19 protein-coding genes and 1 pseudogene are annotated in these 24,437 nt (G+C 64.0%); 17 read left to right on the forward strand and 3 right to left on the reverse strand.

Annotation, left to right across the window (positions count from 1 at the left end; genetic code table 11):
* Positions 1–95: 95 nt before the first annotated feature.
* Positions 96–1,133, forward strand: a complete 1,038-nt coding sequence (locus XH85_RS17190; RefSeq protein WP_128932743.1) for a glycosyltransferase family 4 protein — start codon at positions 96–98, stop codon at positions 1,131–1,133.
* Positions 1,134–1,307: 174 nt separating this feature from the next.
* Here the strand turns inward: XH85_RS17190 and waaF are convergent, their stop codons facing one another.
* Complete coding sequence (waaF, locus tag XH85_RS17195; protein ID WP_128932744.1) at positions 1,308–2,378, reverse strand: lipopolysaccharide heptosyltransferase II; 1,071 nt, start codon at positions 2,376–2,378, stop codon at positions 1,308–1,310.
* 158 nt (positions 2,379–2,536) lie between these two features.
* Here waaF and rfaD point away from each other — a divergent pair, with 158 nt between their 5' ends.
* The 6 genes from rfaD to XH85_RS17225 all read left to right on the forward strand — a co-directional run bounded on the left by rfaD (position 2,537) and on the right by XH85_RS17225 (position 10,454).
* Positions 2,537–3,517 (forward strand): ADP-glyceromanno-heptose 6-epimerase, encoded by a 981-nt coding sequence (gene rfaD / locus XH85_RS17200; RefSeq protein WP_128932745.1) that lies wholly within the window; start codon positions 2,537–2,539, stop codon positions 3,515–3,517.
* A gap of 12 nt (positions 3,518–3,529) precedes the next feature.
* Positions 3,530–5,014: a D-glycero-beta-D-manno-heptose-7-phosphate kinase gene (gene rfaE1 / locus XH85_RS17205; protein ID WP_128932746.1), complete on the forward strand. Its 1,485-nt coding sequence runs from the start codon at positions 3,530–3,532 to the stop codon at positions 5,012–5,014.
* A complete protein-coding gene (locus XH85_RS17210; protein WP_128932747.1) occupies positions 5,011–6,288 on the forward strand; it encodes an O-antigen ligase family protein in 1,278 nt (425 codons plus the stop codon). The genes rfaE1 and XH85_RS17210 overlap by 4 nt, the downstream gene beginning before the upstream one ends.
* An 85-nt stretch (positions 6,289–6,373) precedes the next feature.
* A complete protein-coding gene (locus XH85_RS17215; protein WP_164940243.1) occupies positions 6,374–8,287 on the forward strand; it encodes a nucleoside-diphosphate sugar epimerase/dehydratase in 1,914 nt (637 codons plus the stop codon).
* A gap of 2 nt (positions 8,288–8,289) precedes the next feature.
* Positions 8,290–9,504 (forward strand): glycosyltransferase family 4 protein, encoded by a 1,215-nt coding sequence (locus XH85_RS17220; RefSeq protein ID WP_128932748.1) that lies wholly within the window; start codon positions 8,290–8,292, stop codon positions 9,502–9,504.
* A 2-nt stretch (positions 9,505–9,506) separates the two neighbouring features.
* Positions 9,507–10,454, forward strand: coding sequence for an NAD-dependent epimerase/dehydratase family protein (locus XH85_RS17225; protein WP_128932749.1), 948 nt, complete (start codon positions 9,507–9,509; stop codon positions 10,452–10,454).
* Here the strand turns inward: XH85_RS17225 and XH85_RS17230 are convergent.
* Together XH85_RS17230 and XH85_RS17235 are read right to left on the reverse strand one after the other, a co-directional pair.
* Positions 10,442–11,461, reverse strand: a complete 1,020-nt coding sequence (locus XH85_RS17230; protein ID WP_128932750.1) for an MraY family glycosyltransferase — start codon at positions 11,459–11,461, stop codon at positions 10,442–10,444. The genes XH85_RS17225 and XH85_RS17230 overlap by 13 nt on opposite strands.
* Positions 11,458–12,417 (reverse strand): lysylphosphatidylglycerol synthase transmembrane domain-containing protein, encoded by a 960-nt coding sequence (locus tag XH85_RS17235; protein WP_128932751.1) that lies wholly within the window; start codon positions 12,415–12,417, stop codon positions 11,458–11,460. Before XH85_RS17235 ends, XH85_RS17230 begins: the two co-directional genes overlap by 4 nt.
* A 238-nt stretch (positions 12,418–12,655) precedes the next feature.
* Here XH85_RS17235 and XH85_RS17240 point away from each other — a divergent pair.
* The 10 genes and pseudogenes from XH85_RS17240 (at position 12,656) to XH85_RS17280 (ending at position 24,087) form a co-directional block, all read left to right on the forward strand.
* A pseudogene (locus XH85_RS17240) lies at positions 12,656–13,639 on the forward strand (SDR family NAD(P)-dependent oxidoreductase).
* A 7-nt stretch (positions 13,640–13,646) separates the two neighbouring features.
* Positions 13,647–15,059 (forward strand): mannose-1-phosphate guanylyltransferase/mannose-6-phosphate isomerase, encoded by a 1,413-nt coding sequence (locus tag XH85_RS17245; RefSeq protein ID WP_164940236.1) that lies wholly within the window; start codon positions 13,647–13,649, stop codon positions 15,057–15,059.
* A gap of 183 nt (positions 15,060–15,242) precedes the next feature.
* Entirely contained in the window at positions 15,243–16,247 is a 1,005-nt protein-coding gene (locus tag XH85_RS17250) for a Gfo/Idh/MocA family protein (RefSeq protein WP_128932753.1), read from the forward strand.
* 48 nt (positions 16,248–16,295) lie between these two features.
* Positions 16,296–17,447 (forward strand): DegT/DnrJ/EryC1/StrS family aminotransferase, encoded by a 1,152-nt coding sequence (locus XH85_RS17255; RefSeq protein WP_164940235.1) that lies wholly within the window; start codon positions 16,296–16,298, stop codon positions 17,445–17,447.
* 200 nt (positions 17,448–17,647) lie between these two features.
* On the forward strand, positions 17,648–19,177 hold the full coding sequence (gene murJ / locus XH85_RS17260) for a murein biosynthesis integral membrane protein MurJ (protein WP_128932755.1): 1,530 nt from the start codon (positions 17,648–17,650) through the stop codon (positions 19,175–19,177).
* A gap of 50 nt (positions 19,178–19,227) precedes the next feature.
* A complete protein-coding gene (locus XH85_RS17265; protein WP_245473473.1) occupies positions 19,228–19,764 on the forward strand; it encodes a DoxX family protein in 537 nt (178 codons plus the stop codon).
* Positions 19,765–20,253: 489 nt separating this feature from the next.
* A complete protein-coding gene (locus tag XH85_RS47370) occupies positions 20,254–20,388 on the forward strand; it encodes a hypothetical protein (protein ID WP_276486169.1) in 135 nt (44 codons plus the stop codon).
* A 240-nt stretch (positions 20,389–20,628) separates the two neighbouring features.
* Entirely contained in the window at positions 20,629–20,958 is a 330-nt protein-coding gene (locus XH85_RS17270) for a DUF1127 domain-containing protein (RefSeq protein ID WP_128932757.1), read from the forward strand.
* A 279-nt stretch (positions 20,959–21,237) separates the two neighbouring features.
* Positions 21,238–23,547, forward strand: coding sequence for a xanthine dehydrogenase family protein molybdopterin-binding subunit (locus XH85_RS17275; protein ID WP_128932758.1), 2,310 nt, complete (start codon positions 21,238–21,240; stop codon positions 23,545–23,547).
* A 90-nt stretch (positions 23,548–23,637) separates the two neighbouring features.
* On the forward strand, positions 23,638–24,087 hold the full coding sequence (locus XH85_RS17280; RefSeq protein ID WP_128932759.1) for a cytochrome c: 450 nt from the start codon (positions 23,638–23,640) through the stop codon (positions 24,085–24,087).
* The last annotated feature ends 350 nt before the right edge of the window (positions 24,088–24,437 follow it).

Consider the following 24,437-nt stretch of genomic DNA (forward strand, 5'->3'; position numbering starts at 1 on the left):
TAGCGCTGGCGTGGTGAAGAGGGGGTATCGGCGCGGCTGAACTGGTCACTATGCTTAATGTTGCGTATAGGGGACCTGCTAAAACGGAGCATGACGTGGCGAATTTCCCGGGCGATCTCGAAGTGATCGTGCCAAATCTGCACAGGCGTTATTCCGGGGTCACCGCGACCAATCGGATGGTCGCGCCGCGGCTGGCGAAACTGTATCGCGCGGCGTGGTTCGCCTCCGATGCGCCGGACGGGATTGCGCGCCTGAGTGCTGCGGATTTCCTGAAACTATGGCGTCGCAAGACGCCGCTGATCTGGCATGCGCGCCGCAACAACGAGATGATCACCGGCGTCGCGTTGCGCGCGCTGGGCTGGCCCTTGAAGCTCGTGTTCACCTCGGCGGCGCAGCGGCATCACAGCTGGATCACGCGCTGGCTGATCCGGCGCATGGACGCGATCATCGCAACGAGCGAGATTTCGGCATCGTTCCTGAAAGTGAAGGCAACCGTGATCCCGCATGGCGTCGACACCGACGTCTACGCACCGCCGACAGATCGCGCCGCTGCCTTCGCGGAAGCCGCGCTGCCGGGCCGCTACGCGATCGGCTGCTTCGGCCGCGTGCGCGCGCAGAAGGGCACCGACGTGTTCGTCGATGCGATGTGCCGGTTGTTGCCGCGCTATCCCGATTTCACCGCGGTCATCGTCGGCCAGGTCACGCCCGAGCAGACGGCCTTTGCCAATGACCTGAAACAGCGCATCGCGGCCGCCGGCCTGCAATCGCGCATCGTCATCACCGGCGAATTGCCGATCGGCGAGGTGCAGCGCTGGTATCAGCGATTGACGATCTACGCTTTCACCTCGCGCAACGAAGGTTTTGGCCTGACGCTGATCGAGGCGATGGCGGCCGGCAGCGCCCTCGTCGCCGCACGCGCCGGTGCGGCCGAACTCGTGGTCGAAGATGGCGTGACCGGCGTGCTGATGCCGCCGGGCGATGTGGATGCGCTGGTCGCCGGGCTGGAGCCGCTGATGCGTGATGTGGACGCCGCGACCGCGATGGGCGCGCGCGGGCGGGCAAGGGTGCTCGAACGCTTCAGCCTGGATGCGGAGGCGGCGCGGATCGGCGAGGTCTATCGCCCGCTGCTCTGAGCGTTGCTTTCGTGGGTGCAAACAAAAAGTGCGAAAACAACCCCATGCACCGTAGCCGGGGACAATGAAATCAACGGTTTGGCGGTGAGCTTGTTTTTCTTGCGGATTTTTCGAATCGCCGTTGACTTGTCGGGCAAAACACTGGCAGGATGTCATCATCGGCGCCCGCGCCACTCACGTCGTCGCCCTTGCCCCCGTCTCACCCAGCACCCGCTGCGCAATCGCCACCACCTCGCTCGCCGCGATGTCGCGCATGCAGCGGTGATCGTTCATCTTGCAGATCGTGCTTTGGCAGGGCTGACATGACAGCACGCTCCTGTCCTGCACGACGGTCGCGGCGAGGCCGTTGAGGGGGGCCCAGAGGTAGGGGCTGGTCGGGCCGAAGATGCCCATGGTGGGCGTGCCCAGGGCGGCTGCGATATGCATCAGGCCGGAATCGTTAGAGATCGCGACGCCGGCGGCGGCTATGGCCAGCACGCCGTTGCGCAAATCGCTGCCGGTGAGGTCCTGCACCCCCGCGCCGCCGGCAGCGACGATCTCCTGGGCGAGGCCCTTTTCCGCGGGGCCGCCGACCACCCAGACCTCCAGGCCGCGCTCGACCAGCAATCGGGCGGCCTCGGGATAGTAGGTCCAGCGCTTTGACACGCCGACCGAGCCGGGGGCCAGCGCCACGGCCGCGCCGGCGCTGAGGCCATTGGCTTGCCGCCAGCGGACGATCTCCTCGGCGGGGACGCGCAATTGCGGCACCGGCCATTCCGGAGGCAGCGGCGCGCCGTCGGGTTGGGCGAGGGCGGCGTTCTTGTCGATGAAGCGGGGCAATTTTTTCTCGCCCCAGCGCCAGTGGTTGATCAGGCCGAACCGGAACTCGCCGACGAAGCCGACCCGTTCAGGAATGCCCGCCAGCGCGGGCGCGATGGCCGCCTTCCAGGTCCGGGGCAGCACCAGGGCGGTGCCGTAGTTCCGCTCGCGCAGGAGTTTTGCCAGGCTGAGCTGGCGGCCAACTGCGAGCCGGCCACGCGGCAGGTCCCAGACGACGCCAGCGCGCACGCCGGGCATGTAATCGACCAGCGGGGCGCACAGGGAGGTGGTCAGGAGATCGACCGGCCGGTTGGGCCAGCGCTGCTTCAGGACCCTCACGACAGTGTGATTCCGGACGAAATCGCCGATCCACATGTAGGGAATGATCAGGATCGGACTTGTGTCGTCCCGGTCTGCATGTCCACTAAGTTGCGAATCTATATTCATTTGTTAATAGGGCCGAAGGCGAGCTATGGGCCGTTCGGTTAGCCGCTCCGGGCCGGCAGGTAAAGCCGGCTGAGGACCGATCCCAAAACCGCTTACACTTTGGCGGATCATGCGCTACGGCAGGACCGGGCCTTCAGAAAATCGGGCAGGTAGGTGGAATGTTGCTGGTGACCGGCGGGGCCGGTTTTATCGGATCGAATGTCGTCGCCGCGCTCAACGAGGCTGGCCGCAGCGACGTCGTGGTCTGCGATCTCCTCGGCACTGACGGCAAATGGCGCAACCTCGCCAAGCGGCAGCTTGTGGATATCGTCCCGCCGGCCGAACTGATCGACTGGCTGGAGGGCCGCAAGCTCGACGCCATGATCCATCTCGGGGCGATTTCCGAGACCACCGCCACCGACGGCGATCTCGTGATCGAGACCAATTTCCGCCTGTCGATGCGCCTCTTGGACTGGTGCACGGCGAATGTGGTGCCGTTCATCTATGCCTCGTCGGCGGCGACCTATGGCGATGGTGCGGACGGCTTTGACGACGACGCCTCGCTGCCGGCGCTGAAAAAACTACGGCCGATGAATCTGTACGGCTGGAGCAAGCACCTGTTCGACCTCACTGTTGCCCAGCGCGTCGCGAACGGCGATCGGCTGCCGCCGCAATGGGCGGGCCTGAAATTCTTCAACGTGTTCGGCCCCAACGAATACCACAAGGGCTCGATGATGAGCGTGCTGGCGCGCCGCTTCGACGACGTGAAAGCGGGCCGCGTCGTGCAGCTGTTCAAGTCGCATCGCGAGGGCATCGAAGACGGCGACCAGCGCCGCGATTTCATCTATGTCGACGACGTCGTGCGCGTCGTCATGTGGCTGCTGGCGACGCCGTCGGTCTCCGGCCTCTTCAACGTCGGGACCGGCAAGGCGCGCAGCTTCAAGGACCTGATACTGGCAGCCTATGCTGCGCTCGGCAAAAGGCCCAATATCGAATACATCGACATGCCCGAGGCGATCCGGGGCAGCTATCAATACTTCACCCAGAGCAAGGTCGATCGTCTCCACCGCGCCGGCTATAACGGCGGCTTCACGACGCTCGAGGATGCGGTGAAGGCCTATGTCGGGGATTATCTCGACCGGCTCGACCGCTTCCGCTGAGGCCCCGCGATCATGCCGACACCCATTCTCGATTTCGATGCCCTCGCACAAGCCATCAGCGGCCGTACGGTGCTGTGCATCGGCGATATCATGCTGGACGAGTTCGTCTATGGCGAAGTGTCGCGGATCTCGCCGGAAGCGCCCGCGCCGGTGATCTCGGCACAGCGCAGCGAGATCCATATCGGCGGCGCCGGCAACGTCGCGCGCAACGTCGCCTCCCTCGGCGCGCGCTGCATCTTCGTCGGCCTCGTCGGCGAGGACGACGCCGGAAGGCGGCTCGCCTCCGCGCTGGCGGAGTACGCCGGCATCGACAGCGTTCTGGTGAGCGACTCCTCGCGCCCGACCACGCGAAAAGTCCGCTTCGTCTCCGAGCATTTTTCCACACACATGCTGCGTGCGGATTGGGAGCAGGCGGGGCCTGCCCCCGATGCCACCGAGACGAAACTGATCGAGGCGATCCTGCCGCAGATCGCGCGCGCCGACATCGTGCTGCTGTCCGACTACGCCAAGGGCGTGCTGACCGCACGCGTGATCCGCCACACCATCGACGCCGCGCGAAAGCTCGGCAAGCCCGTCATCGTCGATCCCAAGAGCCTGAACTGGGCGATCTATCGCGGAGCGACACTGCTCACGCCCAACCGCAAGGAGTTTTCGGAAGCGACGCGGAGGCGCGCCGACACCACGCAGAGCATCGTCGATGCCAGCGAGGACGTGATGCGGCTCGCCGATTGCGAGGCGATCCTGGTCACACTGGGCGAGCACGGCATGACGCTGGTGCCGCGCAGCGGCGAGGCCGTCCATGTTCCGGCTTTCCCGGTGAAGGTGCGCGACGTCTCCGGCGCCGGCGACACCGTCGCCGCCGCGCTTGCGGTGTCGCTCGCGGCGGGCGCGGACTGGGACGCGGCGCTGCGCATGGCCAATGCCGCCGCCGCCGTCGCCGTCGGCAAGCAGGGCACCGCCACCGTGAGCGCGGCCGAGCTGCGGCGAAAGATCCTGCCGCACGCCTACCTCGCCGCCGAGGAGAAGATCGTGCTCGAGCCGGGCGTGCTGGACGCGCAACTCGCCGAATGGAAGCGACAGGGCCAGCGCGTCGGCTTCACCAATGGCTGTTTCGACATCCTCCATCCCGGCCACGTCAAGGTGCTGACCGCGGCGCGTGCCGCCTGTGACCGCCTGATCGTGGGTCTCAACAGCGACGCCTCGGTGCGGCGGCTGAAGGGCGCCGATCGCCCGGTCCAGGACGAGCGCGCGCGTGCCGAGGTGCTAGCCGCGTTGGAGGCCGTCGATCTCGTCGTCATCTTCGAGGAGGACACGCCGATCGAGCTGATCACCAAGATCAAGCCCGGCGTGCTGGTGAAGGGCGGCGACTACACCCGCGAGCAGGTCGTCGGCCACGAGGTCGTCGAGGCCGCGGGCGGGACGGTCGTGCTGGTCGAAATCCTCCAGGGCTTCAGCACCACCGCACTGGTGCATCGTGCCCGGGGAGCGGGCAAGTGACGGCGCTCGCCCGCGAGACGGCCGGCCAGATGCTTGGGCGGCGCCTGCGCAGCCCGGCGGCCTGGCGCGAGACGGTCGACATTTTCGCGGTGCTGACCGCGGCTTCGCTGCCATGGTCGACGTCGCTTGCGGGCATCTTCAACGCCCTGATGCTGCTCTGCATGGTGCCGTTTCTCGACGTCCGCGTGTTCCTGCAATCGCTGAAGCGTCCGATCTGCGTTGCTCCGATCGCGCTGGTCGTTCTCGCGCTACTCGGGACGCTGTGGTCCGATGCGCCCTGGGGCGCGCGCCTGTATGCGGTCAATCCGACCGTCAAGCTGCTCGTGCTGCCCGTCCTGCTCTACCATTTCGAGCGCTCGCAGCGCGGCCATTGGGTGCTCGTCGCCTTCCTGGTGTCCTGCGCGCTGTTGTCGGTGATGTCGTGGCTGGTCGCCTTCTATCCCAACCTCGCGCTCAAGACCGATGCGCCCGAACGCGGCATCTTCGTCAAGAACTACATCGACCAGAGCCAGGAATTCACGCTTTGCGCGGTCGCGCTCGCCTATCCGATCGTGATGCTGCTGCGTGAGAAGCGTTACTGGTTTGCCGGGCTGCTCACAGCGCTGGCGCTCAGCTTCTTCGTCAACATGGCCTTCGTGGTGGTATCGCGCACGGCGCTCGTCACCATTCCGATCATGTTCGGCGTGTTCGCGCTGCTCCACCTGAGGTGGCGCAGCATAGCGATCATCGCAACAGGCCTGCTCGCCAGCGCCGCGATTGGCTGGCAGGCCTCGCCGCAATTACGCAAGACTGCGGACACCTTTGCCAGCGACTACACGCGCTACGTGGAGAAGGGCGAGCCGACCTCACTGGGCCTGCGGCTCGAATTCTGGCGGAAATCCCTCGGGTTCTTCGCGGAGGCGCCGTTCAAGGGCCACGGCACCGGCTCGACGCGCAGATTGTTCGAGCAGGTCGCGACGGGCAGCGGCTACAAGGCCTCGGCCGAGGTGATCGGCAACCCGCATAACCAGACGCTGAATGTCGCTGTGCAATGGGGCCTCATCGGTATCGTCGTCCTCTACGCGATCTGGATCCTGCATCTGCTCGTGTTCCGCGGTGACGGGCTCGCCAACTGGGTCGGGCTCCTGGTCGTGATCCAGAACGTCTTCACCTCGCTGTTCAATTCTCATCTGTTCGACTTCCATGAGGGCTGGATGTACGTCATCGGCGTCGGCGTTGCCGGCGGCATGGTGATCCGGGCACAACGGGCGAAGATGGGGGATGCCGGTTCCTGAACGGCCCGCGCGGCTGGCAACCCTAGCCGAGATGGGCTATCAGCGCGGGCAGGTTGCATCTAACTGGGATTTCATCGGTCGGCGGATGACGCGTCTCTCGCATCTTACCTTGCGCAATTTCCTGATCGCGCTCCACGATCTGCTGGCAACCACGGCCGCGCTTTTTGCTGCCTTCTATCTGCGATTCGAGGGTGGCGAAAGCTTCTTCGATCGCTTGCCGCTGCTGTTCCAGATTCTGCCCTACTTTCTCGCCTTCAGCGTGATCGTGTTCTTCGTCTTAAACCTGACCACGACCAAATGGCGCTTCACCTCGCTGCCGGATGCGCTGAACATCATTCGCGCCGCGACCGTGCTCACGGTTGCCCTGCTCGTGCTGGACTATATCTTCGTTGCGCCCAACGTCCGTGGCAGCTTCTTCGTGGGCAAGGTGACCATCGTCCTCTACTGGTTCCTGGAGATCGCCTTCCTCAGCGCGCTGCGGATGACTTACCGCTACTTCCGCTACACGCGGGTGCGGCGTCATGCCCGCTCCGATGACGCAGCCCCGACGCTGCTGATCGGGCGGACTGCGGATGCCGACGTGCTGCTCCGCGGCATCGAGAGCGGAGCGATCAAGCGGATTTGGCCACTCGGCATATTGTCGCCCTCGCGCGCCGATCTGGGCCAGCTCATCCGCAACGTGCCGGTGCTGGGTGGCATCGATGATGTGGAGGACGTCATTACTGATTTTGCCAAGCGCAACAATGCGATCGCCCGTCTCGTGATGATGCCTTCGGCGTTCGAGCCGGAAGCCCATCCAGAATCGGTCCTGATGCGGGCACGCAAGTTGGGCGTGATCGTGAGCCGCATGCCGTCGCTGGAGAGCGGCGAGGCGCCGCGGCTCACCGCGATTGCGGTCGAGGACCTACTGTTGCGGCCGAGCGAGAAGATCGACTATGCGCGCCTGGAAGCGCTGATCAAGGGCAAGGCGGTGATCGTCACCGGCGGCGGCGGCTCGATAGGATCCGAGATATGCGAGCGCGTGGTGGCCTTTGGTGCGGCGCGCCTGCTGATTTTGGAGAATTCTGAGCCGGCGCTCTACGCTGTCACAGAGACGCTCGCTGGGCACGGCTCCGGCGCTGCGATCGAAGGGCGAATTGCCGACATCCGCGATCGCGAGCGCATCATGCGCCTGATGGCGGAGTTCAAGCCGGACATCGTGTTCCATGCCGCAGCGCTCAAGCACGTGCCAATCCTCGAGCGCGACTGGAGCGAGGGGGTCAAGACCAACATCTTCGGCTCGATCAACGTCGCCGACGCGGCACTTACCGCTGGCGCCGAAGCGATGGTGATGATCTCGACCGACAAGGCGATCGAGCCGGTATCGATGCTCGGTCTGACCAAGCGCTTCGCCGAGATGTATTGCCAAGCGCTCGACCATGATCTTGCTGCAATGAGCGGCGCGGCCAGGCCGCCGATGCGGCTGATTTCGGTGCGGTTCGGCAATGTGCTGGCCTCGAACGGTTCGGTGGTGCCGAAGTTCAAGGCCCAGATCGAGGCCGGCGGCCCTGTCACCGTCACCCATCCCGAAATGGTCCGTTACTTCATGACCATCCGCGAGGCTTGTGATCTCGTCATCACGGCTGCGACGCACGCGCTCGGACCGGCGCGGCCGGATGTCTCGGTCTACGTGCTCAACATGGGGCAGCCGGTGAAGATCGTCGATCTCGCTGAGCGCATGATTCGGCTCTCCGGACTTCAGCCAGGCTACGACATCGAAATCGTGTTTACTGGCATGCGGCCAGGTGAACGCCTGCACGAAATCCTGTTTGCCTCGGAGGAGCCGACCCGCGAAATCGGCGTTGCCGGTATCATGGCGGCGCAGCCGAACGAGCCGCCGATGCAGATCCTGCGTAAATGGATCGCGGCACTGGAGCAGGCGATCGCGCGCGACGAAAGCGCCACCATCCGCACAATCCTTAAGGATGCAGTTCCCGAATTCGGGTCGACCGCGGCCTGACCATGCAGCCTCGAGCAAAGATAGTCGTCGCGAGCCAGCATTACCCGCCTGATCCGAGCACGACAGCGGCGATCATGGCCGAGATCGCCTGCCGTCTCGCCGCCGAGCACGAAGTCGTCGTGCTGTCGGGCTCGCAGGGCGCATTGCCAGCCGCGCAGACTGGCCCGGGCAAGCTGCGCGTCGTCGTGATCAGGAACCGCATGGCGGACAAGGCAGCGCTGGTGCGGCGTGGCGTCTCTGAGCTCTTGTTCGCGACGCGCACGTTCTTCGCATTGGTGCGGGAACTGGGGCGAGGGGACGTCGTGCTCACGGTCACTGCGCCGTTCATGCTGCCCTATGCGGTGGCAGCGGCAGCCAGATTGAGGGGCGCGCGCTCGGCGCTGATCATGCACGACCTCTTTCCCGACGTGCTGGTAATGGCGGGCTTGCTGAAGCCTGGCTCGTTGGTGACGCGGACGATGCGCGCCGCCAACAGCCTGATGTTCCGCGCGCTCAATGCCGTCATCACCATCGGCCGCGACGCGGAGCGGCCGCTGCTGAGCTATCCCGGAATGACGCGGAGCAAGATCCGCTTCATCCCGAACTGGGCAACGCTCGAGCCCGCTCCGCGGCCGCTCATGCCGGACAACCCATTCCGCAAAGCGCTCTCCGCGCGCTTCATCGTCGGTCTGTCGGGCAATCTCGGCTTCACTCATGATCCGGAGATCGTGTTCGAGGCGGCGCGGCTTCTGGAGAACGAGGCGGACATTCACTTCCTGCTGTCCGGCTGGGGCATCGGCTTCGAACGGCTGAAGCAGTTGCAGGCGGCCGCGAACCTGTCCAATGTCTCCTTCGTGGGGCGTGTTGAGGATGCCGAGCTCGAGGCATTTCTGGCGTCCGCCAATCTCTGGATCATTCCGTACCGGAAGGACGTTGCGGGGGTGTCGGTGCCAAGCCGGTTCTACAATCTGCTTGCGGTCGGCCGTCCCGTGGTGCTGGTCTCCGAGCCGGAGGCCGAGGCCGCATTGACGGTAGTGGAGAACGGACTCGGCTGGGTCGTGACGCCGGGCCGCGCCGATCGGCTGATTGAAGCGATCCGTGCGGCGTCCCGCTCCGATACGTCGGCAATCGCGGAGCGCGCGGTGAACGTGGCATCGCGATTCGACCGGACCATCGCGATGAACGCATATGCCAATCTGATCGACGAACTGTTGTACAATCCGGAGCTGGCGGAATAACGATGAGCGAGCGCAAACCGGTCGTGCTGGTGACGGGAGCGAGCGGCTTCGTCGGCCGTCATGTGGCCCCCGCGCTGGCGAGCGAGGGATGGTCGGTCCGACGGGCGGTCCGCAGCCCGGAGGGCATCGGCAACGAAGTCATCATCGAATCGATCGGTCCGGATACCAATTGGCAGGCTGCGCTCGAAGGAGTAGACGCCGTCGTCCATCTCGCCGCCCGGGTTCATCACAAGCGCGAGGAGCACGCAGCCGAGCTGTATCGCAACGTCAACATCGCCGGCACACTGCGCTTGGCTCGAAGTGCGTCGAAGGCCGGCGCGCGCCAGTTCATCTTCGTCAGCACCGTTCTCGTCCATGGTCGCAGCAACGAAGGACGTGCTCCATTCTGCGAGGACGATATCCTTACGCCGCGCGGCATCTACGGTATGTCCAAGGTCGAGGCCGAGGCGGGGTTGAGGGTGTTGGCGTCCGATGGCGACATGAAGATCTCGGCGATCAGACCGCCGTTGGTCTACGGCGCGGGGGCCAAGGGTAATTTCGCGCTGCTGACTCGTGCGGTGAATCTAGGGCTTCCGCTGCCTTTTGCCGCGATCCGCAATCAGCGTGCCTTTCTTGCCGTGCAGAATCTTACCTCATTCATTCTGCATCGGCTCGCTCATCCCGATCGTGCGAGCAATTTCGAGGTATTTCTCGTGGCTGACAGGGAGCAAGTCTCAACACCCGAATTTATTGAGCGTCTCGCCAGGGCATCCGGCAAACGCCCGCGGCTCTTCCGCATGTCGCCTGCGCTGCTCAGCACGCTTCTCGGCGTGATCGGCGGGCGGGACATGCATGATAGCCTGCTCGGCTCGCTCGAACTCAACGTCTCCAAGGCGATCGCAACAGGTTGGCAGCCGCGGGTCTCCCTCGATGAGGGTCTGCGGCTCGCGCTGTCAGCTCAGGACATCTGAGGGCGGGAGAAGCGCCGCAGGACCAATCCGATCGCGATCGCGCCAGTGACAAGCGCAAATGACGTGATCGCCATTGATTCGGCGCGAACGGTGGCAATGGCGAGCAATGATAGCAGGAAATTGAGCGCGAATGCCTCGCCGACCACCCGCTTCACCGTGAACCCATTGTCGATTGCACGCTGATAAAAATGCGTGCGGTGCGCCGACCAGAACGGCTCGCGCCGCGCGATCCGTCGAAACAGCGTGATGGTGGAATCGGCGAGATAGTAGGCGGGCAACAGCAGCGCCGCGGCCGGCTGCCCGCGAAAGGCGAGCTCCAGCAAGCACCAGCCGAGCAATAGACCGATCGGCAGACTGCCGACATCGCCCAGGAAGACTTTTGCGACCGGGCGGTTGAACGGCGCGAAGCCGAGCATGGCGCCGCACAGCGCCGTCGCGATCAGCGCGGCCGGCCACGGCAGCTCGCCGAGCCATCCCAGCAGCAGCAGCGCCGCGGTCACCGGCACCACTTCCGCTGCCGTCATCAGGTCGAGCCCGTCCATGAAGTTGACGAGGTTCACGAACCAGACTCCTGCGAGCAGGATGAGACCGCGCTCCAGCGCAAGCGGCAGCACCGGAACGATGCGCGCAGTCTCGGGCGCAGTGAATACCACGGCGCCGACGGCTGCCGCTTGCAGCACCAGCCGCAACAGCACCGGCAGCGACACGATGTCGTCGGCGAATCCGACCAGCGCGATCAAGACCGTCGCACCAACCAGCGCCGGCGGGATCGCGACGTTTACGACAATCGCAAAGAGCGAGGCGACGATCAGCGTCGCGGCGATCACGGCGATGCCCGCACCCTGCGGGGTCGGGATGCGATGCGAGGACCGCGCGTTCGGCCGCGCCAGTGCGTAGCGCTGGAGCAGGGGACGGCTGGTCCAGGTTATGAGCGCCGACATCAGCGCGGCGATTGCGACGGCAAGCAGCGATGGCATGGCGGCGAGGGCGTCGGCGGACGGGCTCACTCGGGCACCCCGATCGGCGCCGATCCTTGCGCGGCCTTCTCCGCGCTTAGGATCCAGACCAGGCCGCCGATCGCCCCGACGATGAAGAACACCGCGCCGAACAGCAGCGAGACGTTGACGCCCTCGTTTGCGGCGAGTCCGGCGAAGCCGAACGCGAGGCCCATCGTGGCTTCACGCACGCCCCAGCCTGCGATCGAGATCGGCATCATGGTGATCAGCATCACCGGCGGGACGAGCAGGAAGATCTGGCCGAAGCTGATCGGTGCCGCGATCGACTGTACCACGCACCAGGCGATGACGACGGCGAGCACGTGAACGAGGATCGACAGGATCGCGACGATCGGTCCGCGGCTGCGGTTGAAGATCACGCGATTGGCGACCACGGCACAGGCGTGAATGTGATGCGTGGCCCACCAGGTCTTCAGCCAGCGCCATTTCAACGCGCCGAAGACCAGAAAGCCGAGGCCGCCCGCCAGCGCCGCGAAGTCGACGAGCAGCAGCGCCGAGCGCCCGTTCGGATCGGTGATGAGGGTGTAGCTCCAGGGCAGGCTCGCGACGATGAGAACCGCGAGCGCGATCAAGCCGATCGCGCGATCGACGAAGATCGAGTAGGTCGCCGCGCGCCAGCCGGCGCCGGCGCGCGCGACCAGCCACAGCCGGACCGCATCGCCGCCGATCGCCGACGGCAGGGTCTGGTTGAAGAAGGCGCCGATCACGTTGTAGCGCATGGCCCGGCCGAGCTCGAGCGGCGCGCCGCATTCGGCACTGATCTCGCGCCAGCGCAGCACGCCGACGAAGATTTGCAGGAACGTGACCGCGATCGCCACGCCGATCCAGACCAGGCTGGTCACCGTGAAGCGCGAGAACAGTTCGGATAGGTCCACCTTGCGCAGCGCCAGATAGAGCAGCGCCGCGGAAATCAAGATCTTGGACGCAGAAAGCAGGATTCGGCGCATCTCGCCCGCTTGAACAGGGTTTGCGAAGATTAGAGGCAACCCGACGCGAGGCGCCGAATTCAGCCGCTTTGGTATGGTTTTGGCGTCAATCTTGCAATAGCCCTGTGTAGTCAGCCGTGTGTAAGCCGTGGTGCAGCGGCGTCTTGAGGGGTCCTCATGAGGAGCGGCAGGCCTATTGCGACCTCCACGATGCGGCGGCTAAACAGGTTCTGCGGGCAAGGGATCTCTGGGGAACAGAATGACGGATCAGGCGATTTTGGTCACGGGCACTGCCGGCTTCATCGGCTTTCATGTCGCCCGGCAGCTCCTGGCCGAGGGCCGGTCTGTCGTCGGGCTCGACAATCTCAACAGCTATTACGATCCCGCGCTGAAGCGAGCACGCCTTGCATGGCTCAAGAAGGAGTCCGGCTTCTCCTTCGTCGAGGCCGACCTCGCCGACCGCGGGACGATCGCGGCGCTGTTTGCGCGACATCAATTTGCCAAGGTCGTGCATCTCGCGGCCCAGGCCGGCGTGCGCTACTCGATCGAGCAGCCGCACGCCTACGCCGATTCCAATCTCCAGGGCTTTCTCAACGTGCTCGAAGGCTGCCGCAACAATGGCTGCCGCCATCTCGTCTATGCATCCTCCGTTTATGGCGCCAACACAAAAATGCCATTTGCCGTGCAGGATCGCACCGACCATCCCGTGAGCTTCTACGCCGCGACCAAGAAGGCGAATGAATTGATGGCGTAGTCCTACAGCCATCTCTACCGGCTGCCGGTCACGGGCCTGCGCTTCTTTACCATTTACGGCCCGTAGGGACGGCCTGATATAGCCATGTTTCTCTTTGTAGATGCCATCATGGCGGGCAGGCCGATCCGGCTCTTTAACCATGGCAGGATGCGGCGTGACTTCACCTATATTGATGACGTGACGCGTGTAGTATCCAAGCTCATCGATCTTGTACCTGCGGACGATCCGGCTGTCGCAAATGCGCCGTCAAAGCTCTACAATGTCGGCAACCACCATCCGGAGGAACTGATGCACGTCGTCGGTCTTCTGGAGCGGGAGCTGGTCCGGACGGCGATCAAAGAATTGCTGCCGATGCAGCCGGGAGATGTGCTGGAAACGTTCGCGGATGTCGAGGATCTGATGCGCGACACCGGCTTTGCACCGTCAACGCCGATCGAGCATGGGGTCCGCAACTTTGTCACCTGGTATCGGGACTACTTCAAGGTTTGAGATGGCGATGGACAAACGCATAATCCCCCTGATCATGTGCGGCGGTGCCGGCACGCGGCTGTGGCCAGCTTCGCGTGAGGTGCGCCCCAAGCAGTTCCTGCCGCTGTTCGGCACGCGCTCGACCTTCCAGGACACGCTGCTGCGCGTCTGCGATCCCTCGCTGTTCGACCGGCCGATCGTCATCACCAATGCGGCCTATCGCTTCATGGTGTTGGAGCAGCTCGCCGAGATCGGGATAGAGGCCGATGTGATCCTCGAGCCGATGCGGCGCGATTCAGGACCTGCGATCGCCGCTGGCGCGGTGTTCGCGCAGAACCGCGCCAATGAGGCGATTGTGCTCGCGCTCGCTGCCGACCACGTGGTGCGGGACAATGCCGCTTTCGTCGCCGCGTGCCGCGAAGGCCTTGCGGCCGCGAATGCCGGGCGCATCGTCACCTTCGGCGTCAAGCCGGAGCGGCCAGCGACCGAATACGGCTATATCAACCCGGGCGAGGTGATCACCGGCGAGGTGCACGCGGTCGAGCGCTTCGTCGAGAAGCCGGATGCGGTGAAGGCATCGGACTACGTCAATTCCGGCTATCTCTGGAACAGCGGCAACTTCATGTTCCCGGCCGCCGTGCTGCTCGATGAATATCGCAAGGTGGATGCGGCAAGCATCGAGGCGGTCACGAGCGCCGTCACCAATGCCGGCCGCGATCTCGGCTTCGTCACGCTGGAGCCCCAGGCCTTCGGCTCGGCGAAGGCGATCTCGATCGACTATGCGGTGATGGAAAAGACTGCGCGCGCAGCCGTCGTGCCGGTGTCGTGCGGCTGGTCCGACGTCGGCTCCTGGCTCGCGGTGTGGGAGTTGTCGGAGAAGGACGCGCAAGGCAACGCCGCGCACGGCACCGCGGTGTTCGAAGACTCCCGCAACTGCAACGTCACCACCGATTCCGCGCTGGTTGCGCTCGAAGGTGTCGACGATCTCGTGGTGGTCGCGACCGCGGATGCGGTGCTGGTCTCGCGCCAGAAGGATGCCAACGGCTTGAAGCGTCTCGTGACCAAGCTCAAGGCGGTGGCGCCGAAGGTCACCGAGGAACACCTCAAGGTGCACCGGCCCTGGGGCAGCTATCAGTCCGTCGACAATGGCGAGCGGCACCAGGTCAAGCGCATCGTGGTGAAGCCGGGTGGGCGGCTGTCGCTGCAGAAGCATCACCATCGTGCCGAGCACTGGATCGTGGTGCGGGGCACGGCACAGGTGACTGTCAACGACACCGTGAAGGCGGTGCATGAGAACGAGTCCATCTACATCCCGATGGGCGCCGTTCACCGGATGGAGAACCCCGGTAAAATCATGCTGGAGCTGATCGAGGTCCAGACTGGAAGCTATCTCGGGGAAGACGACATCATCCGGATTGAAGACGACTATCAAAGGTCGTAACCAGCGAACTCCGAATCACGCGCCCCGGGCCGAAAGCGCGGTATCTTTTCCGGCTTAAGGCCTGGGGAACGTGTAACTTTTTGAATCAAATCGTGTCCGGCCCGCTAGCGCGTCATTCGCCACAAATGTGGCGCCCGTGCTAGAAGCGGCGCCGGGGATTTGGGTGAATCGGGGTTCCATCAGATGAGTTCCAAAGGATCTGCACCGGCAAAGGCCGGCCTGCGCCTCGGCGTCATTGGCGCGGGTGTGATGGGCAGCAACCACGCGCGCGTGCTCGCAGGTCTTCCCGGCGTCAGTCTGGTCGGCATCGTCGATCCTTCGCCGACGCACCGGACGCGCACCACCGAGCTTGCGAGCTGCCAGGGTTTTGAGACGCTCAACCAGCTCTTCGCCGAGGGTGTCGATGCCGTCACCATCGCAGCGCCTACCCATCTTCATCACGAGGTCGCGCTCGCCTGCATCGCCAAGAACATCCACGTCCTGGTCGAGAAGCCGATCGCGTCCTCGGTCGAAGAGGGCCGCGAGATCGTCGCCGCCGCGCAAAAGGCCGGCGTCACGCTGATGGTCGGTCATGTCGAGCGCTTCAATCCGGCGGTCGCCGCGGTCAAGCAGGCGATCGCGGGCGAGGACATCTTGTCGATCGCGATCACCCGCGTCGGCCCGTTCCCGCCGCGCATGTCCAATGTCGGCGTCGTCATTGACCTCGCCGTGCACGATATCGATTTGATCCGCTGGTTCACCGAATCCGACATCGTCGAAGTGCAGCCGCAATTGTCGAGCGCGGTTGCTGAGCGCGAGGACATCGCGCTGTTGCAGTTCCGCACCGCGAATGGCGTACTCGCCCACATCAACACCAACTGGCTGACGCCATTCAAGGCACGCAGCGTCACGGTCGCGACGCGCGACAAATACGTGATGGGCGATCTGTTGACGCGCCAGGTCACCGAATGTTTCGGCTTCAAGCCTGATGGCAGCTATTCGATGCGGCATCTGCCTGTCGGCCACGATGAGCCGCTGCGCGCCGAGCTGATTGCGTTCCTGAAAGCAGTGCGCAACGGCGAGACGCCGGCGGTGACCGGTGACGAAGGCGTCGCCAGCCTCGAGATCGCGACGCAGTGCCTGGAAGCGCCGTCGCGGCCCGCCGCCACGGCGCCCGCCCGCAAGGGCCCGCGCCGCGTCGCCGGCTGATTCCTCATGTCGGCTTCTCAAACTTCGCGAAAAAATCAGCAAGGCGCCATGAACCAGCATCTGCGTTCCGATCCCATTCCTTTCATCGATGTCGGCGCGCAGCGCCGCCGGCTCGGCGCCTCGCTCGATGCGGCCGTGAAGCGGGTTCTCGACCATTGCCAGTTCGTCAACGGCCCTGAGGTCTTTGAGCTGGAGAAGCAGCTTGCGGCCTACAGTGGTGCCAAGCACGTCATCGGCTGCGCCAGCGGCACCGACGCGATCCTGATGGTCATGATGGCGAAGAATGTCGGGCCCGGCGATGCCGTGCTGTGTCCGTCCTTCACCTTCATTGCGACCGCCTCGCCAGTGGCGCGGACCGGTGCGACGCCGGTCTATGTCGACGTGGACGAAGCGACCTTCAACATGAGCCCGGAGTCGCTGAAGCGCGGCATCGCGACCGCCCGCAAGGCCGGGCTCAAGCCTGTCGCGGTCATTCCGGTCGACCTGTTCGGCCAGCCCGCCGATCACGACATTATTGCCGAGATCGCCAGGGACGAAGGCCTGTTCGTGCTCGACGACGCCGCGCAAGGCTTTGGCGCGAGCTACAAGGGCCGCAAGCTCGGCACGCTCGGGCACGCCACCGCAACCAGCTTCTTTCCCGCCAAGCCGCTCGGCTGCTTCGGCGACGGCGGCGCGATCTTCACCGACGATGACGAGCTCGCGGCCACGCTGCGCAGCATCCGCGTGCACGGCCAGGGCGTCGACAAATACGACAACGTCCGCCTCGGACTGACCGGCCGGCTCGACACCATGCAGGCCGCAATCCTGCTCGAGAAGCTGAAGATCTTTGACGACGAGATCGCCGCCCGCAACAAGGTTGCGGAACGCTACGCGCGTGGCCTGTCCAACATCGTTACCGTGCCGCGTCTTAGCCCCGGCAACACGTCGGTCTGGGCGCAGTACACCATCCGCCTGCCTGAGGGCACCGACCGCGACGGCTTTGCCGCCGCGCTGAAGGCCCAGGGCGTGCCGACCGCGATCTATTACGGCAAGTCGATGCATCAGCAGACCGCCTACAAGCAATATCCGGTCGCTGAAGGCGGCTTGCCGGGATGTGAAAGCCTGTCGCAGGACGTCATCAGCCTGCCGATGCACGCTTATCTGACCGAAGCCGACCAGGAACGGGTCATCGCCGCCGTCCGCGGCGCGCTTCCAGCCTGATTGCGCGGTGCTGGCTTGAGGTTAACCTCTCCCGCTTGCGGAGAGGTCGCGCCGAAGGCGCGGGTGAGAGCTCTCTCCTCTTGGGGAGCTTTTTTGTGGAAGCAGCCCTCTCCCCAACCCTCCCCCGCAAGCGGGGAAGGGGCGCACCTTCGTCGCGGCGTGCACCTAGACCTAATCGCGCGATGCTCTACAAGTGACGCATGCTCGGACGCATCTTCACGGTTGGCGGATATACGCTGCTCTCGCGGGTGACGGGATTTGCCCGCGACATCATGCTCGCGGCGATTCTCGGCGCCGGCCCGGTGGCCGACGCCTTCTTCGTGGCGCTGCGGCTGCCCAATCATTTCCGCGCGATCTTCGCCGAGGGCGCTTTCAACGCGGCCTGGGTGCCGGCCTATGCGCATGTCCATGGCGAGAAGGGGGGGGGAGCGGCAAGCCTGTTCGCCGATCGCATCTTCACGCTGCTGCTGGCCTCGCAAGTCGTGCTGCTGATCGTCGCCTGGCTGTTCATGCCGCAGGCCATGAGCATTTTGGCGCCAGGCTTTTCCGAGGACGCCGAGCAACGCAAGCTCGCGATCGAGCTCACGCGAATCACCTTTCCTTATCTGCTGCTGATCACGCTGGTGACGCTCTATGGCGGCATGCTCAACGTGATGCAGCGCTTCGCCAGCGCCGCGGCCGCCTCGATCTTCCTCAACGTCGCGATGATGATGACGCTGGCGCTGGCCGTCTGGTTTCCAACCGCCGGCCACGCCGCGGCCTGGGGCGTGCTGATCTCCGGCTTCCTGCAATATTTCCTGCTCGCCGGCGATCTGGGGCGTCATGGCGGCCTGCCGCGCTTTGCGCCCTTGAGGCTCGATGAAGACGTCCGCGGCTTCTTCAAGGCGTTAGGGCCTGCGACGCTGGGCTCAATGGGGACACAGGTCGCGCTGTTCGCTGATACCATCATTGCGACGTTCCTGCCTGCCGGTGCGCTGTCGGCGCTCTATTACGCCGACCGCCTCAACCAGCTCCCGATCGGCGTGATCGGCATCGCCATCGGCACCGTGCTGTTGCCGGAAATGTCGCGGCGGATCACCGCCAACGACCACGACGGTGCGATGAAGGCGCAACGCCGTGCCTTCGATTTCACGCTGCTGTTCTCGGTGCCGTTCGTCGCAGCCTTCATCACCGTGCCCGAGGCGATCATGCGCGCGCTGTTCGCCCGCGGCGCGTTCTCGAAGGCCGATGCGGCCGCGGCAGGTGCAACGCTCGCCGCCTATGCCATCGGCCTGATCCCCTTCGTGCTGATCCGCAGCGCGGTCGCGACTTTCTATGCGCGCAAGGATACGGCAACGCCGGTCCGGGCATCGTTGACCGGCATCGCAGTCAACGTCGCCCTGAAAGTCGCGTTAATGGGATCGCTCGCCCAGATCGGCCTCGCGCTCGCAACAGCCGTCGGTGTCTGGACCAACCTCTTGCTGGTGCTCTTCTTCGCCGTGCGGCGAGGCTTTCTCGTGCTGGACCGCAGCTGGCTGATGTCGCTGGCCAAATTCCTGCTGACCGGATTGATCCTGTCTGCCGCCTTCTGGCTGATTGCGCACTTCAGCGCGGCCATTTTGGCCTCCATGCAGGCCTTCCGGGACGAAGTGACGCTGGCCCTCTTGGCCATCGGGGGCACGATCGTCTATGCGCTCGCGATCCTCATCCTGTTCGGCCGCAACTGGCTGATCTCGCTGGTGCGAGGCTAGGCGTTACCCGGCCGTCACCGCGTCGTGCGATGCCCCCGCCGGGGCCTTTCATGCGGTTCGCCGATCATGATACGATCTTTGCATATTCGGGTGCCGTCCTCAGGCAACAAAGCGATGAGGCAGTGACCATGACATTATTCCGCTCTCCCTGGCCCACATCTCAAATTGACAAGTTCGCCACCAGCAATGCCGACCTGCTGATCCTGATCGGCCGCGTCCTGCTTGCATGGGTCTTCGTTGGAAGCGCGTACGGGGCACTTACGAACTTCAGCGGCTCAGTGGGCTATTTTCGGTCGCTGAACCTTCCAATGCCCCAGCTGTTCACGGCAATAACCGTCCTGCTGGAAATACTGATATCGGTTGGTTTGATACTCGGCATTGGAACGCGCTACTGCGCAATTTTGGTTTTGCTATTTGTAGTCGCGGCTACCGCAATCGCACATCGTTACTGGGAATATCCCGCCGGTCCGCAACAGATTGGACAGTACAATAATTTCTTGAAAAACATCTCCATATTGGGAGGCGCTCTGTTGATCTTGGTTACCGGAGGGGGACGGTTCTCGCTCGATCGGAGGCTGGCAGGCTAGCAGCGTTGTTCGTTTCTCAGCGTCAATAGCCAATAATTTTCCTGAACTGCCTGGAGGCGCAAAGCATCGTCGCTCCCTCGCAGAGCTGGGAGAGTGCGGCCGCACGATGTGCGCGCTTTGGTTCGTTCGCCCTTGCGTCATCAAGGCGACGCGCAGCCCTGCCAGTTTGGCAGCTGCCAAGCCGCGCCTTAAGGCCACTGCCTTAAGCCCACTATTGCGTCACTTCGCCCTCAGCCTGAACGTAACCTCGAGCAGATGGCTGAGGAGTTTTGAGAGAGGCTTCAAGCGCTCTGCGGTGATTCCGAAGAAAAGCATCAGCCACGTCGCCAGTGCGGCACACCACAATAGACTTTCCAATGTTTCGGGCATGAGGACACCCCTTCAAAACAAGTACTTGAAATGCGAGCAGTGTTGCCGAACGAAACCCGCGTGGCAAGTCCTCCAATAAGTGGCAAGACGCCGAAATACTCGGAAGAGCGTTAGCTCACCATGACATTCGCCAAAGCACTGCACCTCGGTGTGCGCTGGGGAAGCAAAACCAATCTGCTGCTGGTGCTCTTCTTCGCGGTGCGGCCAGGCGAATTTCCAGAGACGAATGCGCCCGAGCGAAGGGCTCGCTTCTAGGATGCAACCGACATTCGCACATCCCTTGATTTTACACGATCGTTGTGGTACGAGCGCCTCATGATCAAATCCGTGCGCACCGTCAACTTCATGCACATGATGACCCGCTTCGGCTGGGCCATGGGAGGAGTCGCGCGCTAGGAATTCGACGACGACATCTTTTCCATCAGGTCCCGCCGGCATCGGACGGGGCCTTTTCTTTGGCCACGCTCCCTGCCGGCTCAACAGCAGGAGCATCCGATGCCACCCCATCAGACGATCATTACATCCGAGACCGAGCGCGATGCCGCGGCGCTCCGTCTCGACCTCCCCATTGCACTGGAAAAGGATATTGCTGGACCAGCGGCCACTTCGGCGCAAAGCGTCTTAGGCCTGCTCAAGCAGTGTTGGCGAGCGTTTCAGCGGCGGCGCCAGCGCCAGGGCTTACGGGTCACTTTGCAGGAGCTCAGTGACAGGGAGCTGATGGACATCGGCTTGACGCGTAGCGAGATCGACTACATCACATCTCAACGAGCCATCGAGACGCTTAGAGACAGGGCGACGCATCTATGGAGCCGTGGTGTGATGTGACTGATAGGCATCAGACGCGGACATGCGCTTTGCGAGCAAGCGGCGGTCAGCGCGGCCGCTTGTTCATGGGAGTGTGCGGGTTAGTTCGGCAACTATCATGCCAATAGCCGGACCGATCTTCACGGGGAAATGACCGAGCTGCGACCTTTCGCGCCCATCCGCTCTAACAGGCGAGGGCAGCGAACAACTTTCGCGGACTCCGGGTGCCTAAACCCGTTTGCCTTGCAAGTTTTTCCACGGCAATATGCCGCCAAAACAACCATGAGAACGGAAGACAAAATGGCGGCTCCCATCAAATTCGGCGTTGGCCAAAGCGTGCTGCGCAAGGAGGATGACGCACTCATCCGCGGCAAGGGTCGCTATACCGACGATTACACGCCGCAGGCCGCGCTCCGCTGCTTGATGCTGCGCTCGCCGCATGCGCATGCCAAATATACCATCGATGTGAGCCGCGCCCGCGGCTTGCCCGGCGTCGCGCTGATCCTGACTGCCGAGGACGTCAAGGATCTCGGCAATCTGCCGTGCCTGTTCAACCTCGAGACCGATCCGTTCACCGGACCGCCATACCCAATCCTCGCCAAGGATGAGGTGCGCCATGTCGGCGACGCCGTCGCCTTCGTGGTCGCCGAGACCATCGATCAGGCCCGTGACGCGATCGAGGCAATCGACGTCAAATGGAGCCCGCTGCCGGCGGTGACCGGCGTCGTCAACGCAGTCAAGAAAGACGCGCCGCAGGTCTGGCCGGACAAGCCGGGTAACGTGCTGTTCGACGTCTCGATCGGCGACAAGGCCGCGACCGAAGCCGCCTTCGCCAAGGCGCATGCGGTCGCCGAAATCTCCATCGTCAATCCGCGCGTGGTCGCGAGCTTCATGGAGACGCGCGCGGCGGTCTGCGAATACGACGCCAAGCGCGACCATCTGACGCTGACCGTCGGCAGCCAGGGCAGCCATCGCCTGCGCGACATCCTCTGCCAGAACGTGCTCAACATCCCCACCGACAAGATGCGGGTGATCTGCCCAGACGTCGGCGGCGGTTTCGGCACAAAGCTGTTTCCGTACCGGGAATACGCCCTGATGGCGGTCGCGGCGCGACAGCTGAAGAAGGCGGTAAAGTGGGCGGCCGATCGCTCCGAGCATTTCATGGGCGACGCGCAGGGCCGCGACAACGTCACCACCGCCAAGATGGCGCTGGCCGAGGACGGCAAGTTCCTCGCGATGGATTGCGACCTGATGGGCGACATGGGCGCGTATCTGTCGACCTTCGGGCCCTATATCCCGCACGGCGGCGCCGGCATGCTGCCGGGCCTCTACGACATCCAAGCCTTCCACTGCCGGGTGCGCACCATCTTCACCCACAGCGTGCCGGTCGATGCCTATCGCGGTGCCGGACGGCCGGAGGCGGCCTACGTCATCGAACGCCTCGTCGACGCCTGCGCGCGCAAACTCGAGATGACGCCGGATGCCATCCGTCGCAAGAATTTCATCCCGCTGAAGGCGCTGCCTTATAAGACCGCGACCGGCAAGGTCTACGATTCCGGCGACTTCGCCGCGCATCTGAAGCGCGCGATGGAGATCGCGGAATGGAAGGAGTTTGGAAAGCGCGCCAAGGCAGCCAAGAAGCAGGGGCTGATCCGCGGCATCGGCCTTGCGAGCTACGTCGAGATTTGCGGCGTGATGGGTGAGGAGACGGCCAACGTCCGCCTCGATCCCAATGGCGACGTCACCGTCCTGATCGGCACGCAATCGAGCGGACAGGGTCATCAGACCGCCTATGCGCAGATCGTCGCCGAACAGTTCGGCCTGCCGCCGGAGCGTGTGCATATCCACCAGGGCGACACCGACGAGATTGCGACGGGTCTCGGCACCGGCGGTTCGGCCTCGATTCCCACCGGCGGCGTCTGCGTGGAGCGTGCTGCGGGCGATCTCGGCAAGAAGCTGAAGGAGTTCGCAGCGCAGGCGCTAGAAGCGAGTGCGGGCGACCTCGAGATCACCGACGGCGTGATCCGGATCGCCGGCACCGACCGCTCGATCTCCTTTGCCGACCTCGCCAAGCGGCCCGGCGCCGATCCGTCGAAACTCAACGGCAGCGCCACCTTCGCCAGCGCCGACGGCACCTATCCCAACGGCACGCATCTGGCGGAGGTCGAGCTCGATCCGGCCACCGGCATCATCAAGATCGTCAACTATGTGATCGTCGACGATTTCGGCAAGACGCTCAATCCGCTGCTGCTGGCGGGGCAGGTGCATGGCGGCGCCATGCAGGGCATCGGCCAGGCCTTGATGGAGCAGGTGGTCTATGGCGCGAGCGACGGCCAGCTCATCACCGCGACCTACATGGACTACGCGCTGCCGCGCGCGGCGGACGGGCCGGCCTTCGTGTTCGAGACCAACAACGTTCCCTGCAAGACCAATCCGCTGGGGGTGAAGGGGGCGGGTGAGGCCGGCGCGATCGGCTCCTGTCCGGCCGTCGTCAACGCCATCGTCGATGCGCTCTGGCGCGAATACAAGATCGACCACATCGACATGCCGGCAACGCCCGAGCGGGTGTGGATCGCGATCAACGAGCATCACCGCCGTCACAGTCTCTAGGCCCAGAACCTCCGCGCGGGAATAAACGCCCTGCGCGGGGTTCTATTCATGATGGCCGAATTCCCCCAACCGCCTCGGAGACACATGCCGATGAGACGAACGATGATTGTCGCGGGTACCCTGCTGCTGGGTGTGGGCGCCGTGATGGCGCAGCAGGAGATCGCCGTTCAGCAGGACAATCTGATGCGCTCGATCGCCAAGAACCAGTATGGCATCATCCAGAAGATGACCAAGGGCGACATCCCCTACGACCAGAAAGCGGTCGATCAGGCCATCGCCAGCATGGAGGCGGATGTCGCCAAGATCGCCAAGACCTTCCAGGTCAATCCCAAGCAGGACGTGGTGAACGCGACGTACGGCGCCTCGCAAAAGGTCTGGCAGAACAAGGCCGATTTCGATTCCAAGATCCCGCCGGTGCAGAAGGCGATCGCCGACGTCAAAGGCAAGATCACCAATGTCGCGAGCCTGAAAGCGGCCTATACCGCGATCAACGATCGCTGCACCGATTGCCACGAGACGTATCGGGTGAAGCTGAAATAACAGGGCCAAGTCCGTAGCCCGGATGGAGTGAAGCGAAATCCGGGAGGTCTATCCAAGAATGATAGTCCGTCCCGGATTGCGCTGCGCTCCATCCGGGCCACTAGGACTCACGAAAGGGCGGTTGCGAAAGCAGCCGCCCTTTTTGCGCGACCATGGGCCGCGAGTCGCGGCGCAGCACGGTAGGAAATTCCTCCGCGAGGCCTGACGGATCGCCGTGAGAGCGGTTATGTTTGCTTCAGCCGCCGCGGCATTGATGTGAGCTGTTGGATGCCGGCGCATCTCGCGCCTGACTGCCTCATGACAGCAGGAGTTCCAACGCCCGGCGAGGAACTGAATCAACAGCGAGATAG

This window comes from Bradyrhizobium zhanjiangense (genome assembly GCF_004114935.1).
Classification (GTDB): domain Bacteria; phylum Pseudomonadota; class Alphaproteobacteria; order Rhizobiales; family Xanthobacteraceae; genus Bradyrhizobium; species Bradyrhizobium zhanjiangense.

Bases quoted from the DNA above. Each gene is read 5' to 3' on its own strand.
- waaF (WP_128932744.1), bottom strand. From the start codon at position 2,378: ATGAATATAGATTCGCAACTTAGTGGACATGCAGACCGGGACGACACA.
- rfaD (WP_128932745.1), top strand. From the start codon at position 2,537: ATGTTGCTGGTGACCGGCGGGGCCGGTTTTATCGGATCGAATGTCGTC.
- rfaE1 (WP_128932746.1), top strand. From the start codon at position 3,530: ATGCCGACACCCATTCTCGATTTCGATGCCCTCGCACAAGCCATCAGC.
- XH85_RS17215 (WP_164940243.1), top strand. From the start codon at position 6,374: ATGACGCGTCTCTCGCATCTTACCTTGCGCAATTTCCTGATCGCGCTC.
- XH85_RS17220 (WP_128932748.1), top strand. From the start codon at position 8,290: ATGCAGCCTCGAGCAAAGATAGTCGTCGCGAGCCAGCATTACCCGCCT.
- XH85_RS17225 (WP_128932749.1), top strand. From the start codon at position 9,507: ATGAGCGAGCGCAAACCGGTCGTGCTGGTGACGGGAGCGAGCGGCTTC.
- XH85_RS17235 (WP_128932751.1), bottom strand. From the start codon at position 12,417: ATGCGCCGAATCCTGCTTTCTGCGTCCAAGATCTTGATTTCCGCGGCG.
- XH85_RS17245 (WP_164940236.1), top strand. From the start codon at position 13,647: ATGGACAAACGCATAATCCCCCTGATCATGTGCGGCGGTGCCGGCACG.
- XH85_RS17250 (WP_128932753.1), top strand. From the start codon at position 15,243: ATGAGTTCCAAAGGATCTGCACCGGCAAAGGCCGGCCTGCGCCTCGGC.
- XH85_RS17255 (WP_164940235.1), top strand. From the start codon at position 16,296: ATGAACCAGCATCTGCGTTCCGATCCCATTCCTTTCATCGATGTCGGC.
- murJ (WP_128932755.1), top strand. From the start codon at position 17,648: ATGCTCGGACGCATCTTCACGGTTGGCGGATATACGCTGCTCTCGCGG.
- XH85_RS17265 (WP_245473473.1), top strand. From the start codon at position 19,228: ATGCGGTTCGCCGATCATGATACGATCTTTGCATATTCGGGTGCCGTC.
- XH85_RS47370 (WP_276486169.1), top strand. From the start codon at position 20,254: ATGACATTCGCCAAAGCACTGCACCTCGGTGTGCGCTGGGGAAGCAAA.
- XH85_RS17270 (WP_128932757.1), top strand. From the start codon at position 20,629: ATGCCACCCCATCAGACGATCATTACATCCGAGACCGAGCGCGATGCC.
- XH85_RS17275 (WP_128932758.1), top strand. From the start codon at position 21,238: ATGGCGGCTCCCATCAAATTCGGCGTTGGCCAAAGCGTGCTGCGCAAG.
- XH85_RS17280 (WP_128932759.1), top strand. From the start codon at position 23,638: ATGAGACGAACGATGATTGTCGCGGGTACCCTGCTGCTGGGTGTGGGC.